The organism is Agrobacterium radiobacter (assembly GCF_040801995.1).
GTDB classification, from domain to species: domain Bacteria; phylum Pseudomonadota; class Alphaproteobacteria; order Rhizobiales; family Rhizobiaceae; genus Agrobacterium; species Agrobacterium radiobacter.
The window spans coordinates 718729-733270 of the sequence record NZ_JBEGHX010000001.1; the positions used below are offsets into that span (position 1 = coordinate 718729).

Below are 14542 nucleotides of genomic sequence, written 5' to 3' on the forward strand. Positions count from 1 at the left end.
CGTCTGCCGCGTCTATATGTGGTCGTGATACGACACGCTCCACACGGCAATGCGACAAATTTTGCCTAGCTGGTTACAGCCAAACGCCCCGCGCGGCAATGGCGGGGTTCGTCCGTTGGCCCAGTTACCCCGGGTATAGCCATCAATGGGCGGGTTCGCCGCGGTCGATGACACCCAGATCGTCGGTTTCGCGAACATGGCGCAGCATTTCCTCCGCCCGGATCGCCTCGCGCTGGCGGCTCCACATCGAGGCATAGAGACCGTTCTGCGCCATCAGCGAGCTGTGGGTGCCGCGTTCGGCAATCAGCCCTTCCTTCAGCACGATGATCTCATCCGCGCCGATGACGGTGGAAAGCCGGTGGGCGATAACCAGCGTCGTGCGGTTCTTCGAGACGATATCTAGCGCGCTCTGGATTTCCTGTTCGGTGTGGGTGTCGAGCGCCGAGGTCGCCTCGTCGAGAATGAGGATCGGCGGGGCTTTAAGGATCGTGCGGGCAATCGCCACGCGCTGCTTTTCACCGCCTGAAAGCTTCAGACCGCGTTCTCCCACCATTGTCGCGTAGCCCTCCGGCAGTTTACCTATGAAGGCGCTGATCTGCGCCGCATCCGCCGCCGCCCTCAGTTCCTCGTCGGTTGCCGAGGGGCGACCGTAGCGGATGTTATAGGCAAGCGTGTCGTTGAAGAGCACGGTATCCTGCGGCACCATGCCGATCACCGAGCGCAGGCTCTTCTGCGTCACGTCGCGAATGTCCTGTCCGTCGACGGTGACGGAGCCCTCCTGAATATCGTAGAAGCGATAGAGCAGCCGCGAGATCGTCGATTTTCCCGCACCTGAAGGCCCGACGATCGCCACCGTCTTGCCCGCCGGCACGTCGAAGGAAACGCCCTTCAGGATCGGTCTTTCGGGGTCATAGGCGAAGTGCACATCGCGGAAGGAGATGGCACCTGGGCCGGCCGCGAGCGGTTCTGCATCCGGCCTGTCGGTCACTTCGGCTTCCACCTCCAGAAGGTCGAACATCTGCTCGATGTCGGTCAGGCCCTGGCGGATTTCGCGATAAACGAAACCGATGAAGTTGAGCGGCACCGAAAGCTGCAGCAGAAGCGCGTTGACGAAGACGAAATCGCCGATGGTCTGTTCGCCGCGCTGCACGGCAAGCGCAGACATCACCATCATAACGGTCGAGCCGATGCCGAAGATCACGCCCTGACCGAAGTTCAGCCAGCCGAGCGACGTCCAGATCGAGATCGCCGACTTCTCATAGCGCTCCATGGCGACATCGAAACGTCGCGCCTCCATCTCCTCATTGCCGAAATATTTGACCGTCTCGAAATTCAGGAGCGAGTCGATCGCCTTGGTGTTGGCGTCGGTGTCGCTGTCATTCATGGCGCGGCGAATGCCGATACGCCAGTTGCTGGCCCGCACGGTGAACCAGATATAGGCCCAGACGGTGATGACCGTGACCAGCACATAGGAAAAACCGTAGGAAGCCCAGAAGATGATCGCCGTCAGCAGGAATTCGATGAAGGTCGGCGCTGTGTTGAGGATGGTGAAACGGACAATGGTTTCAATGCCCTTGGTGCCACGCTCGATAACCCGCGAAAGCCCGCCGGTCTTGCGCTCCAGATGGAAACGCAAAGAAAGCCGGTGCATGTGCACGAAGGTTCTGTAGGCGAGCTGGCGCACCGCATGCTGGCCGACGCTCGCAAAGAGGGAATCGCGCAGCTGGTTGAGCCCGACCTGGATCAGCCGCGTCAGATTGTAGGCGATAACAAGTGCGACGGCGCCGAGCAGGAAGGCCGGGACCAGTCCTGCCATATCGAGCTTGCCATTCAGCGCATCCGTTGCCCATTTGAAGAAATAGGGAACGGCGATCAGCACCAGCTTGGCGACGATGAGGAATACGGTCGCCCAGACCACCCGCATCTTCAGGTCCCACCGACCCTCCGGCCACATATAGGGCCAGAGATTGATCAGCGTCTGGGTCGGATTGCTGGAATCCGCCGAAATTGTTTTTTTGGTCGTGGCCATCATTCTCTCCGGTCACTGCCGGAAGCCGACAGCAGGACGGCGGCTCTGGTCAAGCCGCCGCGCGTGTCACAGATAGGGTCGTCACGGGTTCACCGCAACGCTTCAAATGCTCAGGAACCGCTCTTCAGCCGCTTGCGGTGAAGTTCCTCCGCATTCGGCAGGGCTTCCTTTGGCACGCCGAAAATCTGGCCGGGCTCGATCAGGTCGGGGTTTTTGATCTGGTCCTCGTTGGCGAGATAGATGGTCGTATAACGCACGCCCTGTCCGTACGCGCGGCGCGAAATCTGCCACAGCGTATCGCCGCGGCGAATGATGACGCTGTTCTGGCTTTCGGCCAGCGGCGCCTGCTCGAAGGTCTGCGGGCCAGCAGGGGCCTGCGGTGCCGGTGCGGGCGGCGCGGTGATGTGCAGTTCGGAGAGCCGGCTTGCCAGCGAAGCGATGCCCTTGCCGATTGCCGCCACGTCGTTCGGCCATGCCTCGACCGATGTCAGCAGCTGGCGCGCCTTGGCGGTGATATCGCCCGCAAAGGCGGTGAAGGCAGGCTCGGTCGCGGCCGCTGTACGGAATTCCGAAAGCGATTTCAGGCCGATGACGACGGCGGAGCGGCCGGCAATGGCCTGGTCGAGCGCCGGCGTCGCCTGATCCCTGTAGAGATTGGAGAGAATGCCGAAGGCCTTGGCGACATCGGCGCGCAGCTTTTCCAAAGCGGCGCGGTCGCTTGCCGTGCTCTGGTTTTCAGCCGGTGCCGCGGTCGTGGTCGCCGAAGATGAGGTGGATGGCGCCTGCATGGCGACGGTTGCCTGATCGGTCTGCGGCCGCTCGAAGGGAACGCGCACGCGCACTTTCGCGGTGCCGTCGGCATTCAGTTCCTCGACGGTGATGATATGGCTGCCGACGGCAAGATCGACATCGCCTTCGATGACAAAATGACCGGAGGCTTCCGTCGTGATCTTGCCGATTTCCGTGTCGTCGACAAGCGCGCGCACCGTCGAACCGGCGGGCGCGGAACCCGCGACGAAAATCTTCGATCCTTCGAACTCGACGGCAGTGACCTGAACGCTCGACGTTAGCGGAGCCGCGGCGGACGGAGCTGTAGTACCGGCGAGCGGCGCGGCGGCGGTGTTGGCGCTGGTCTCAGATGTGGCCGCAGGCTGTTGCGATGGTGCGGCCTGCGGCTGAAGCGCCGGAGGTGCTGCCTCCGGCATGGCCAGCACGCGGCTCGCCTTGCCAGGCTTGGCAACCATGGCCAGAAGCTCGCCCGCCTTGCCATCAGGCACGGAAACGGTCGCCACTTCCTCGGACTGCGTCGCCTTGCCGTTGGCGTCGGTTGAACGCAGCACGAGCTCGTGATCGCCCGGGGGAAGGGGATTGTCGAAAACGGCAGCGAAATCGCCGGTGCCGTCAATGGTCGTCTGGGCGACCACCTTGCCGTTGCTGAGGATTTCGAGCTTTGCGCCGGGCTGCGCCTTGCCGGCGATCACGGCCGAACCATCGGGCTCGACGCGCAGCACGTCGAAAGTCGGCGCGCCGGAAGAAGACTGTGCCGCATCGGCGGGTGCCGCGGCCGGCTTTGCCGGTTCGGGCGCACCATCGTCGGTGCCGGCGAAGACGCCCGCCAGACGACGCACCTGTGCTGCCGCCGCCGCAGCATTGTCAGGCAGACCGCGCAGGAACGCCGTGGTGCGTTCGGCCGCAGTGCGGGCCGTGGTGATGAGCCGCGACGTCGTTTCATCCAGCGACTCGGGAATTTCGATATTCGTCAGTTCCTTGAGCGAGGTCTCGACCTTCTTGCGCGCCGCCGCGAAATCGGCGTCGGAGGGAACCTTGCTATCGGCGAAAAGAGTGGTCAGATCCTTGATCGACTGGGTTGCGGAAGCCGCCAGACGTCCCACCTTATCGGCGATGTTGGCCGTCTCCTCGGCCGCATCGGAGAGGATGTCGCCCGCCTTGTCACTGCCCATTTCAACGCTGTTCTTCACGGCGTTACCGGCCTCGTTGATGGCGTCGCCGATCGGTTTGCCGTCATTGGAAATCCGCGGCAGGACGAAAAAGATCATGAGCAGGGACGCAATGCCCAGCACGATCAGCGCCAGCAAACCGGCTTTATTGTTTTTCATCCTGGAATCTCCGGGTATTTCAAGCTTTTCACACGAGTTGAGATTGCTAGCGTCTTACCTTGCGACAGACAAGCGGCGAGTGGCCAAAAGGCCATATTTGCAAGGGATTTCCCAAATTTTCTTGACGTGCCGCATCGCACATAGTTCCTTCCCTTCATGACGGACAAAAATACACCGATTCGATCCATCTGCGTTTATTGCGGCTCCCAGCCCGGACGTGATCCGGCCCATATGGAAGCAGGCCGCGCGCTTGGGAAATCCATTGCCGAAAACGGCATTCGCCTCGTTTATGGCGGCGGCACCAAGGGCATCATGGGCGCGGTTGCCAGCGGCGTTCTTTCCAATGGCGGCGAAGTAACCGGCATCATACCGGAATTTCTGGTCGATATGGAGGCAACGCGCCATTCTCTCGGACAATTGAACGAGCTTGTCATCACCAAGGACATGCATGAGCGCAAGCATATGATGTTTGAGCGCTCGGATGCCTTCGTGACGCTGCCGGGCGGTGTCGGCACCCTGGAAGAGATCGTCGAGATCATGACCTGGGCGCAGCTTGGCCGTCACGCCAAGCCGATGGTTTTCGCCAATATCAACGGCTTCTGGAACCCGATGCTGGAGCTGGTGCAGCACATGCGCGACCAGGGCTTCATCCACCGCGCCCACCTTCTCAACCCGCTCGTTATCGACGAGGTGAAGGATATCGTGCCCGCCATCATCGACCGGGCGCTGGCGCAGCAGAACCCGGAAGGCGATCCCTCGGTGATTTCCCGCCTCTAGGCGTGACGATTGTTAACGGCCCCTTGGGGGTTCGTTACAATTTTAAATGTATATTAATACAGATTTAACGGCGGCATCGATCCGCCCGCTCTTTCCATGGCCCCGCGAATGATCTTGTGCCAGCCTCAATAGGGCGTTGGTTGTCGCGGAATTCGTTTTCGCCGCCATGAGGGTGGGTGTCATCAGGAAATGATTGCTTTTGTGGTGCGGCTCAAAAGCCGGGCGCATTTCATTATCAGGAGAAGTCCCGGAGAGGGCAGTGAGGCGATTCTCGGCTCCGCCGCCCGCCGCAGGGGCGATGCGCGAATGAGGCTCGGCATCCTGATTGCCGCCTTTGTCGTCATCTATGGCGTTGTCGCCGCGCGTCTCGTCCAATATGGACTTGCCGAACCGGTGGCGACCGCATGGATCAACACCGGCGTCAATGCCGTCGCTTCCCGGCCGGATATTGTCGATCGCAACGGCATGCTTTTGGCGACGGATCTCAATATGGTCTCGCTTTATGCGGATCCGCGCAGGATCGTCGATCCAGACGAGGTGGTGGAAAAACTCGCAACCGTTATTCCCAACATCGACTGGCGTGAAACGCACCGCAGATTGCGTTCGGATACCGGCTTCCAATGGCTGCGACGTCAGCTGACGCCCCGGCAGCAGGCGGATATTCTCAATCTCGGCATACCGGGCATTGGTTTCCGGCCGGAAAAGCGACGGTTTTATCCGGGTGGCCCCACCGCTTCACATATTATCGGCCACGTCAATGTCGACAATCAGGGGCTTGCCGGCATGGAGCGTTACCTCGACCAGCAGGGGCTTGCCGATCTGCGCGCGGTCGGTCTTGCCAGCGGCGCGCCGCTGGAGCCGGTGCGGCTCTCCATCGATCTCAGGGTACAGAACATCGTCCGCGAAGTGGTCGTGAAGGCGAAAAGCGCCTATCAGGCCGAAGCGGCGGGTTCGGTGATCCTCGATGTGGAGACGGGCGAAGTGCTGGCCATGGCCTCCGTGCCGGATTACGATCCGAACGAACCTTCCCGCACCCTTGCCGATGGCAGCATCGACAGGGAGTATGAAAAGGGCTGGTTCAACCGCATGAGCAACGCCACCTTCGAAATGGGCTCAACCTTCAAGAGTTTCACCCTCGCCATGGGGCTGGATGCGGGGGCGATCACACTCAATTCGGTGGTCGATGCGTCGCGGCCGATCCGCATGGGCGGCTTCACCATCAAGGATTTCAAGGGCCGGAACCGGCCGCTCTCCATTCCGGAGGTGTTTCAATATTCATCGAATATTGGCACAGCGGCGGTGGCCGACAAGGTCGGTGTCGAAGGCCATCAGCAATTCCTGACGAAACTCGGGCTTCTTACCAGAATGGACACGGAAATGCCCGGTGTGGCCACCCCCACCCAGCCGAGAAACTGGAAGAAGATCAATTCCGTCACCATCTCCTTCGGCCATGGCGTCGCCACCACCCCGTTGCAGACGGCGGTGGCTGCAGCAGCCCTCATCAATGGCGGAAGCCTGATTTCGCCGACCTTCCTGCCGCGTTCGAAAGAGGCTGCGGTATCGCTGGCGAGCACCGTCATCAAAGACAAGACCAGTGCGGATATGCGTTACCTGTTCAACTGGAACGGCATCAAGGGCTCCGGCCGTGGCGCGCAGGTGGAGGGATTTCACGTGGGCGGCAAGACCGGAACCGCCGACAAGGTGATCAATGGGCGTTACGCCAAGGATATCAATTTCAACGCCTTCGTGGCCGGTTTTCCCATGCACAAGCCGAAATATGTCGTGCTGACGATGATCGATGCTCCGAGGACTGGCGTGAACGGCGGCCGCACGGCGGCCTCGACAGCAGCCCCCATGACCCGCGAAATCATCGCCCAGACGGCAGGCCTTCTCGGCGTCAAGCCGCGTTTCGGGTATGATGCGAACCCGCAGCTGCTGGTGGATTATTGACCCCACCCCTCATTCCTGTGATGAGCACAGGAATGAGGGAAGCAGCCCGGATTACAGCTTGAGCCGCAGCAGGCTTGAGCCTGTATAGATCGCCAGCGCGACCCAGATCATCGCAAAGGCCGCCATCCGCACCATGTCGAAGGGTTCCTTGAAGACGAAGATGGCGATGAGGAAGATCATCGTCGGTGCGATATATTGCATGATGCCGATGGTCGACAGCCGCAGCAGTTTTGCGCCATTGCCATAGAGGATGAGCGGAACGGCGGTGATGACGCCGCTGGCTGCCAGAAGCCAGGTGTCGGCCGCATTGCCACCCATGAAATGCGCCTGTCCGCTGAACCCCAGCCAGGCCATGACCAGCACGGCAGGGATGGACAGCAGCATGACTTCAAGCAGGAAGCCCTGCGTTGCGCCGATGGGCAGCGTCTTGCGGAAGAAGGCGTAAAAACCCCAGGACACGGTGAGCGCAATGGAAACCCACGGCAGGCTGCCCGCATGCCAGGTGAGGATCGCGACTGCGAGCGCCACCAGAACGATGGCGGCGATCTGCGCCGGATAGAGTTTTTCCTTCAAAAGCACTGCCCCGAGGAAGATGCTGAACAGCGGATTGATGAAATAACCCAAAGCCGCATCGAGCGCGCGACCCGCACCGATCGCCCAGATATAGACACCCCAGTTGATGCTGATCAGAGCGGCCGTAAGGCTCGCCATGGCAAGCATTTTCGGGTTTTTCAGCGCCGCCCTGATTTCCGTCGTCCGCCCGATCGCTATGAGTACGGCAGCGGCGATCGGCACCGACCAGACGACGCGGTGAACGATGACCTCGATCGGCGAAATATGCGCAACCGCCTTCATGTAGAAGGGAAGGAACCCCCACAGCAGATATGCGGAAAGCGCGAAAGCAAAACCGCGCGCGCTATCGCCGCCCTCTTGGGCCGGGAGCGTTTTATCGAGTGCCATGGGAGTACCGCCAATTATTAGGGATGGCCCTTCATACCGGATCGGCGTGGTGCGAGCCAATTCATTTCCGTGAAGCGTCCATGAGAAAAACTGCATGAATAAAAGGCGGTTTGCCCTTGAAACGGGCTGCTGTCGCAATCTGCCGGATGATAGCCGCTGGAAAGCCCGCGTGAATCATTCTCTCATCCGGCCGGGCCAAAGCTCTGAAAAGACTGATTATTTCCCTGCAAAACGGTTGGTTGCGCGGATCAGCTGGTCAAGGATGCCGGGCTCGCTCATCGAGTGTCCGGCCGCCTCGATGATATGGAAATCCGCCTTCGGCCAGGCCTTGGCAAGCTGCCAGGCATATTTCAGCGGGCAGGGCATGTCGTAACGGCCATGCACGATGACACCCGGAATATCCCTGAGCTTGCCGGCATTGCGCAGCAATTGCTCTTCCTCCAGCCAGCAGCCGTTGACGAAGAAGTGGTTCTCGATGCGTGCGAAAGCGATGGCATATTTGTCCTCGCCGAAATCCTCGACCCGTTCCGGATCGGTGACCAGCGAGATGGTCGCGCCTTCCCACTGGCTCCATGCCCTGGCGCATTCCAGCTTCTTGGTTTCGTCCGCGCCGGTGAGATAACGATTATAGGCCTGCATCATCGCACCGCGTTCCGTTTCAGGGATTGGCGCGATGAAGTTTTCCCAGCGATCAGGGTACATTTCGGATACGCCGAACTGATAATACCAGTCCAGCTCCGGCTTGGTGACGGTGTAGATGCCGCGCAGAACCAGTTCGCTGACGCGGTCGGCATGGGTTTCGGCGTAAGCGAGCGCCAGCGTCGAGCCCCAGGAACCGCCGAAAACCAGCCATTTTTCAAAGCCGCACAGTGCGCGCAGTTTTTCCATGTCGGCGACCAGATGCCAGGTGGTGTTGGCTTCCAGTTCCGCATGCGGCGTGGAACGGCCGCAGCCGCGCTGATCGAACAGGATGACGTCGTAAAGTGCCGGATCAAAAACCCGGCGATGCGTCGGGTTCACCCCACCACCCGGACCGCCATGCAGGAAAACCGCCGGCTTTGCACCGCGTGTGCCCACCCTTTCCCAATAGATCGTGTGGCCGTCGCCGACATCGAGCATGCCGGTCTCGAAAGGTTCGATCTCGGGGTAAAAGCCGCACAATTCTTCGGTCATGTCTTAGTTTCCTTCGGGTGGCCATTTGGCCGTGTCGTGATCCGGATGCTGATAGGAGGTGATCTCCGCCTCGTCGACGCCCTGTTCCACTGCCGGCTTGCCGAAGAGCTGTTCGATCCACGGCATGCGCTTGTGGAAATTGACCTGCACCTGCGGTTCGATGCGCTCCGGCTCGTCAAAAGCGCCAATGGCGATCTCCACGCCGCCGGGATAATGATAGGTCAGCGGCGTGCCGCACTTGTTGCAGAAACCGCGATGGATTTTTGCCGAGGAGCGGAAGAGGGATGGCTGGCCGCGCGTCCAGGTCAGGTGCGCCTGATCGGCACTGACCAGCGCGCCGAAGAAATTGCCGAAATGTTTCTGGCACATGCGGCAATGGCAGATGGAAGCGCGGCCGAGCTTGCCCGCATGGAAACGCACGGCGCCGCACTGACAGCCGCCGGAAAATCCCGCTTCGCTCATTATCTGTTCTCCGGTGGCCAGTTTTCTGTGTCGTGGTCGGGGTGCTGATAGGAAACGAGATCGGCGAGATAGTCCACCTGCGTCAGGTCGTCCTCGGTGGCAACGGCAGGCAGTGTGTGAAGGCTGTCGACGAAATCGATCTTGCGTTCCACGCCCCACTGAATGGTCGGCGGCAGCGCGGCGGGATCATCGAAGGCCCCGGCCGCCACCGCTACGCCATCAGGCGCTTCATAGGTTAGCGGCGTACCGCATTCGGGGCAGAAACCGCGCTTGACGACACTGGAGGACTGGAAGCGTTTCGGCTCTCCCCGGGTCCATTCAAACTCCACGCCCCGCACCGAAACCAGCGGCGCGTAATAGGCACCAAAGGCCTTCTGGCACATGCGGCAATGGCATATGGAACTGTCTTTCAGCTCCCCGCTGGCGCGAAAACGGATCGCGCCGCACTGGCATCCGCCGGTATATGTTGTCATGGCCGGTCCTCCTTCACCGTTCGGATAATGTGGAGACAGACATTGTCGATGTCCTTCAGAATATCCTCGTTCCAGAAACGGAGGATTGTCCAGCCAAGTTCCTCAAACGTCCGTGTTCTCTGCTGGTCATAGGCCGCCGCAGCGTCTTCCGCATGTTGAAACCCATCTAACTCGACGATGATCTTATGCGACGGGCAAGCGAAATCAACGATATATCCGGAGACTGGCAGCTGGCGTCTGAAAGACAGGCCGTCAAGGCGGTGAGCGCGGACAGCGTTCCAGAACTTCAGTTCGGCGTCGGTCATAGTCTTTCGCACCTGCCGGGCATACGCGCGATGTTCTAGCTCGACCTTGGCATGGGGCACGGGAATGCTCGCAGCTTGATGGGGTGCCGCGAGATTGGAGTATGGTGTGGGCGAAAGCAAGGGCGTACCGTGGCGCTTAACCCCCCTCTGCCCTGCCGGGCATCTCCCCCTCAAGGGTGGAGATCAGCTAGAAGCACTACCGTTGCTCCACTCTCAAGCTTTGAGATGGGCGAGACCTCGCAGCAGGTCGATCTCCCCCCTTGAGGGGGAGATGCCCGGCAGGGCAGAGGGGGGTAGCCTCGAACGCGGAGCCTACCGCTTCAACTCCCACGTCGTCGTCCGTTCCCCGGTCTCCTTGTCCTTGCCATCCTTCAGCTGAATGCCCTTCTCGGAAAGCTCGTCACGCAAACGATCGGCCTCCGCAAAGTTCTTCGCCTTCAGCATTTCCAGACGCAGCTCAACCAGCGCATCGACGGCGGAAACGATGGCCTCGTCCATTTCCGTCTTCTTCGGCAGGACACCGAGCAGGGCAGCACTCGCCGCAAAGGCGGGCAGCCTGGATGGATCGGTATTGGCGGCATGCGCCAGCGCATGCAGGGCCTGAACGGCGGCAACCGTGTTGAGATCGTCGGCGAGCGCCTCGAGCACGGTTTCGTCCGGGGCGGCATCTGAGGCTTCCGCCGCCGGCCACTTGGCGAGCAGGCGTTCAGCCTCTTCCAGACGCTTCACCGAAAAATCGATCGGCTCGCGATAATGCGTCATCAGCATGGCAAGGCGCAGAACCTCGCCCGGCCATTGCCGACCGCCGAATTTGTCCGTGTGCAGCAATTCGTAGATCGTCACGAAGTTACCCTCGGACTTCGACATCTTGCGGCCTTCCACCTGCACGAAGCCGTTATGCATCCACACATTGGCCATGACATGCGTGCCATTGGCGCAGCGCGATTGCGCGATTTCGTTCTCATGATGCGGGAAGATGAGGTCGAGCCCGCCGCCGTGAATATCGAAGACCTCGCCGAGGTAGCGACCGGCCATGGCCGAGCATTCGATGTGCCAGCCGGGACGGCCACGGCCCCACGGGCTTTCCCAGCCCGGCTCATTATCTGACGACAGTTTCCAAAGCACGAAATCGCCGGGGGTCTTCTTGTGGGCTTCCACCGCCACGCGCGCACCGGCCTGCTGTTCGTCCAGCGGCCGCTTGGAAAGCTGGCCATAATCGGCCATCGAACGGGTGTCGAACAGCACTTCTCCGCCGGCCGTATAGGCATGGCCGCGGGCGATCAGCTTCTCGATGAGGTCGATCATTTCCGCGATGTAGTCGGTGGCGCGCGGTTCGACGGTCGGCGGAAGGCAGCCGAGCGTGGCCACATCCTCATGGAACTGGTCTGCGGTCTTTTTTGTCACCGCATGAATGGCGTCGTTCAGCGGCAGATGCGGATAGTCCCTCAGCGCCCGCGCGTTGATCTTGTCATCGAGATCGGTGATGTTGCGGGCATAGGTCACATGGTCTTCGCCAAAGACGTGGCGCAGCACCCGGTAGAGAACATCGAACACGATGACCGGGCGCGCATTGCCGATATGGGCAAAATCATAAACCGTCGGGCCGCAGACATACATGCGCACATTGTCAGCGTCGATCGGTTCAAATTCCGCTTTTTCGCGTGTGAGTGTATTGTGAAATTTCAGGCGCAAGGACATGCGGCAGTTCCCTAAAGGCAGAATATTATCCTGGCCGGAACGTTTATCTTTCTTGACCTTGCGGGAGACGAAAACGATCTGGCCGGTGGCGAACCAGCAAAAAAAATCTCAGCAGCAGGTGCAGATCATCGTTCTCATATCTTGCTTTATGGCGCGGCGGTGCGGCCCGGTCAAGAGCAACCGTGGTGACCAAATCGCCGCCCCGAGCGGAAAATATTCACTCCGGCTGGCGGTAGTCCACGAATTTTCCCTCGCGCACGAGGAAGAGTTTGCCTGTTTCGGTCAGATCGGGCGAGGCGAGCGGAAGAATGGCCGCGGCCACCTCTGATGGGTGCGGCACGGTTGTCGGATCTTCGCCGGGCATGGCCTGAGCGCGCATGGCGGTGCGGGTGGCGCCGGGATTGATGCTGTTGACGCGAAGCGCGCTCTTTTGCGTCTCCGCTGCCCAGGTGCGGGCCAGTGCTTCGACTGCCGCCTTGGAGGTGGAATAGACACCCCAGAAGGGGCGACAGCTATGGGCGGCGCCCGAAGACAGGATAAGTGCGCGGCCGGCATCCGACTTCAGAAGCAGCGGCTCGACCGAGCGGATCAGCCGCCAGGTGGCGGTAACGTTGATGTTCATGACCCTTTCGAAGACTTTCGCTTCGATATGGCCAACCGGCGAGATGACGCCGAGAACACCGGCATTGGCGACGAGAATATCAAGTTTGCCCCAGCGCTCGAAGATATTGGCGCCCAGCGCATCGATGGCTTTCATGTCGGAGAGATCGAAGGGAACGAGCGTCGCCGTACCGCCGACGGCCTTGATGGCGTCGTCCAGCTCCTCAAGGCCGCCCACCGTGCGGGCGCAGGCGATGACATGCGCGCCGGCCTTGGCAAGTTCCAGCGCCGTGAAATAGCCGATGCCGCGCGAAGCGCCGGTAACGAGAGCGATGCGGCCCTTGAGATCGATAGTCATGGTCTCCCCCGAAATGATTGCGCTTCCTTCTACGAAGCGCCGCTGGCCTTTCGCAAGCGATCATATCGTCGCATGCGCTTGCCTGAACAAAAGGCAAGAAAAAAGCGGCCCCGGAAGCCGGTGGCCGCTTGTTGATCTGGAAAATCAGCCGTTGCTGGCCAGCATGGAAATCTTGCTGCCCATGGCCTCGCCGTTCTGGTCGAGAAGGCGGGTCGGATAATCGCCTGTAAAATAATGGTCCGTGAACTGCGGACGCGCCGGGTTGCGGTTTTCGCCGCCAACGGCGCGGTAAAGACCATCGATCGACAGGAAGGCGAGCGAATCGGCGCCAATGAACTTCGCCATCGCTTCGACATCGGCATATTGGTTGGCCAGCAGCTTGTCGGCGTCAGGCGTGTCGATGCCGTAGAAATCCGGATGGAAGATCATCGGGCTGGCGACGCGGATATGCACTTCCTTGGCGCCGGCCTCGCGGATCATCTGCACGATCTTGACCGAGGTCGTGCCGCGCACGATGGAATCATCCACCAGCACCACGCGCTTGCCTTCAATCATCGCCCGGTTGGCGGAATGCTTGAGCTTGACGCCAAAAGCGCGAATCTGCTGCGTCGGCTCGATGAAGGTACGGCCGACATAGTGGTTGCGGATGATTCCGTATTCGAACGGAATACCGCTTTCCTGTGCAAAACCGAGCGCTGCCGGCGTGCCGCCATCGGGAACCGGAACCACAACGTCAGCTTCCAGCGGCGCTTCCTTGGCAAGGTTCATGCCCATGTTCTTGCGCGTCGTATAGACGTTGCGGCCGCCGACGACGGAATCGGGGCGGGCGAAATAGACATATTCGAACAGGCAGAGACGCTCCGGCTGCGGCTTCGAAGGCTTGCGCGCATCGATGGTGATCGAACCATCCGGCTGAATTTCACAGATGATGACTTCGCCGTTTTCGACGTCACGCACGAATTTCGCGCCGATGATATCGAGAGCGCAGGTCTCCGAGCAGAAGATCGGCTTGCCGTCCAGCTCACCCATGACGAGTGGGCGGATGCCGATCGGGTCGCGGGCTGCGATCAGCTTGGTGCGGGTCATCGCCAGCATCGAATAGCCGCCTTCCATCTGGCGGATGGCGTCGATGAAACGGTCGGCGGTGGAGCTGTGACGCGAACGGGCGATGAGGTGCAGCACGACTTCGGTATCCGATGTCGACTGACAGATGGCGCCGGTGGCGATGATCTGGCGGCGAAGCGTCAGGCCATTGGTGAAGTTGCCGTTATGGGCAATCGAAATGCCGCCTTCTTCCAGTTCGGCAAACAGCGGCTGCACGTTGCGCATCGCCACTTCGCCTGTCGTGGAATAGCGGGTGTGGCCAATCGCGATGGAGCCGGGCAGGCGGGCAAGGGTTGCTGGATCGGTATAATGATCGCCGACGAGGCCCATATGGCGTTCCTGATGGAAGCGCTTGCCATCGAAGGAGACGATGCCGGCTGCTTCCTGGCCGCGATGCTGAAGCGCATGCAGGCCGAGAGCGGTCAGCGCCGAGGCATCGGCATGGCCGAGAATGCCGAAAACGCCGCACTCTTCATGCAGCGTATCGCCGTCGATCTCTTCATTGAAAGTGGAATGCGAAAGCGGCTCAATCATCC

General features: G+C 60.6%; 12 protein-coding genes. 2 read left to right on the forward strand and 10 right to left on the reverse strand.

The window, feature by feature from the left end:
* Positions 1-142: 142 nt before the first annotated feature.
* The gene (locus MRBLRC7O_RS03585) at positions 143-2029 is read right to left on the reverse strand and encodes an ABCB family ABC transporter ATP-binding protein/permease (RefSeq protein WP_080866044.1); all 1887 of its coding nucleotides are present in this window, start codon (positions 2027-2029) and stop codon (positions 143-145) included.
* 110 nt (positions 2030-2139) lie between these two features.
* Entirely contained in the window at positions 2140-4146 is a 2007-nt protein-coding gene (locus MRBLRC7O_RS03590) for a LysM peptidoglycan-binding domain-containing protein (RefSeq protein WP_080866045.1), read from the reverse strand.
* Between the two features lie 156 nt (positions 4147-4302).
* On the opposite strand from MRBLRC7O_RS03590, the gene MRBLRC7O_RS03595 reads away from it, so the two are divergent.
* Both MRBLRC7O_RS03595 and MRBLRC7O_RS03600 read left to right on the forward strand, forming a co-directional pair.
* A complete protein-coding gene (locus tag MRBLRC7O_RS03595) occupies positions 4303-4923 on the forward strand; it encodes an LOG family protein (protein WP_003502006.1) in 621 nt (206 codons plus the stop codon).
* A gap of 189 nt (positions 4924-5112) precedes the next feature.
* Positions 5113-6873 carry a peptidoglycan D,D-transpeptidase FtsI family protein gene (locus MRBLRC7O_RS03600; RefSeq protein ID WP_035212350.1) on the forward strand — a complete coding sequence of 587 codons (1761 nt, stop codon included), beginning with the start codon at positions 5113-5115 and terminating at the stop codon, positions 6871-6873.
* Positions 6874-6924: 51 nt separating this feature from the next.
* Here MRBLRC7O_RS03600 and rarD read toward each other — a convergent pair whose 3' ends face one another.
* The 8 genes from rarD to purF form a co-directional block, all read right to left on the reverse strand.
* Positions 6925-7833 carry an EamA family transporter RarD gene (rarD, locus tag MRBLRC7O_RS03605; RefSeq protein WP_367727296.1) on the reverse strand — a complete coding sequence of 303 codons (909 nt, stop codon included), beginning with the start codon at positions 7831-7833 and terminating at the stop codon, positions 6925-6927.
* Between the two features lie 216 nt (positions 7834-8049).
* Complete coding sequence (pip, locus tag MRBLRC7O_RS03610) at positions 8050-9006, reverse strand: prolyl aminopeptidase (RefSeq protein WP_020810189.1); 957 nt, start codon at positions 9004-9006, stop codon at positions 8050-8052.
* Between the two features lie 3 nt (positions 9007-9009).
* On the reverse strand, positions 9010-9468 hold the full coding sequence (locus MRBLRC7O_RS03615; protein WP_003502014.1) for a GFA family protein: 459 nt from the start codon (positions 9466-9468) through the stop codon (positions 9010-9012).
* A complete protein-coding gene (locus MRBLRC7O_RS03620; RefSeq protein ID WP_003502018.1) occupies positions 9468-9941 on the reverse strand; it encodes a GFA family protein in 474 nt (157 codons plus the stop codon). The genes MRBLRC7O_RS03615 and MRBLRC7O_RS03620 overlap by 1 nt, the downstream gene beginning before the upstream one ends.
* On the reverse strand, positions 9938-10246 hold the full coding sequence (locus tag MRBLRC7O_RS03625) for an endonuclease domain-containing protein (protein WP_003502020.1): 309 nt from the start codon (positions 10244-10246) through the stop codon (positions 9938-9940). Before MRBLRC7O_RS03625 ends, MRBLRC7O_RS03620 begins: the two co-directional genes overlap by 4 nt.
* Positions 10247-10558: 312 nt before the next feature.
* The gene (gene cysS, locus MRBLRC7O_RS03630; RefSeq protein ID WP_080866047.1) at positions 10559-11944 is read right to left on the reverse strand and encodes a cysteine--tRNA ligase; all 1386 of its coding nucleotides are present in this window, start codon (positions 11942-11944) and stop codon (positions 10559-10561) included.
* A 217-nt stretch (positions 11945-12161) separates the two neighbouring features.
* The gene (locus tag MRBLRC7O_RS03635) at positions 12162-12902 is read right to left on the reverse strand and encodes an SDR family NAD(P)-dependent oxidoreductase (protein ID WP_003502023.1); all 741 of its coding nucleotides are present in this window, start codon (positions 12900-12902) and stop codon (positions 12162-12164) included.
* Between the two features lie 144 nt (positions 12903-13046).
* Positions 13047-14540, reverse strand: a complete 1494-nt coding sequence (gene purF, locus MRBLRC7O_RS03640; RefSeq protein ID WP_080866048.1) for an amidophosphoribosyltransferase — start codon at positions 14538-14540, stop codon at positions 13047-13049.
* Between the last annotated feature and the right edge of the window lie 2 nt (positions 14541-14542).

Excerpts from the sequence above, each read along its gene's own strand:
- MRBLRC7O_RS03585 (WP_080866044.1), bottom strand. The coding sequence starts at position 2,029 with ATGGCCACGACCAAAAAAACAATTTCGGCGGATTCCAGCAATCCGACC.
- MRBLRC7O_RS03590 (WP_080866045.1), bottom strand. The coding sequence starts at position 4,146 with ATGAAAAACAATAAAGCCGGTTTGCTGGCGCTGATCGTGCTGGGCATT.
- MRBLRC7O_RS03595 (WP_003502006.1), top strand. The coding sequence starts at position 4,303 with ATGACGGACAAAAATACACCGATTCGATCCATCTGCGTTTATTGCGGC.
- MRBLRC7O_RS03600 (WP_035212350.1), top strand. The coding sequence starts at position 5,113 with ATGATTGCTTTTGTGGTGCGGCTCAAAAGCCGGGCGCATTTCATTATC.
- rarD (WP_367727296.1), bottom strand. The coding sequence starts at position 7,833 with ATGGCACTCGATAAAACGCTCCCGGCCCAAGAGGGCGGCGATAGCGCG.
- pip (WP_020810189.1), bottom strand. The coding sequence starts at position 9,006 with ATGACCGAAGAATTGTGCGGCTTTTACCCCGAGATCGAACCTTTCGAG.
- MRBLRC7O_RS03615 (WP_003502014.1), bottom strand. The coding sequence starts at position 9,468 with ATGAGCGAAGCGGGATTTTCCGGCGGCTGTCAGTGCGGCGCCGTGCGT.
- MRBLRC7O_RS03620 (WP_003502018.1), bottom strand. The coding sequence starts at position 9,941 with ATGACAACATATACCGGCGGATGCCAGTGCGGCGCGATCCGTTTTCGC.
- MRBLRC7O_RS03625 (WP_003502020.1), bottom strand. The coding sequence starts at position 10,246 with ATGACCGACGCCGAACTGAAGTTCTGGAACGCTGTCCGCGCTCACCGC.
- cysS (WP_080866047.1), bottom strand. The coding sequence starts at position 11,944 with ATGTCCTTGCGCCTGAAATTTCACAATACACTCACACGCGAAAAAGCG.
- MRBLRC7O_RS03635 (WP_003502023.1), bottom strand. The coding sequence starts at position 12,902 with ATGACTATCGATCTCAAGGGCCGCATCGCTCTCGTTACCGGCGCTTCG.
- purF (WP_080866048.1), bottom strand. The coding sequence starts at position 14,540 with ATGATTGAGCCGCTTTCGCATTCCACTTTCAATGAAGAGATCGACGGC.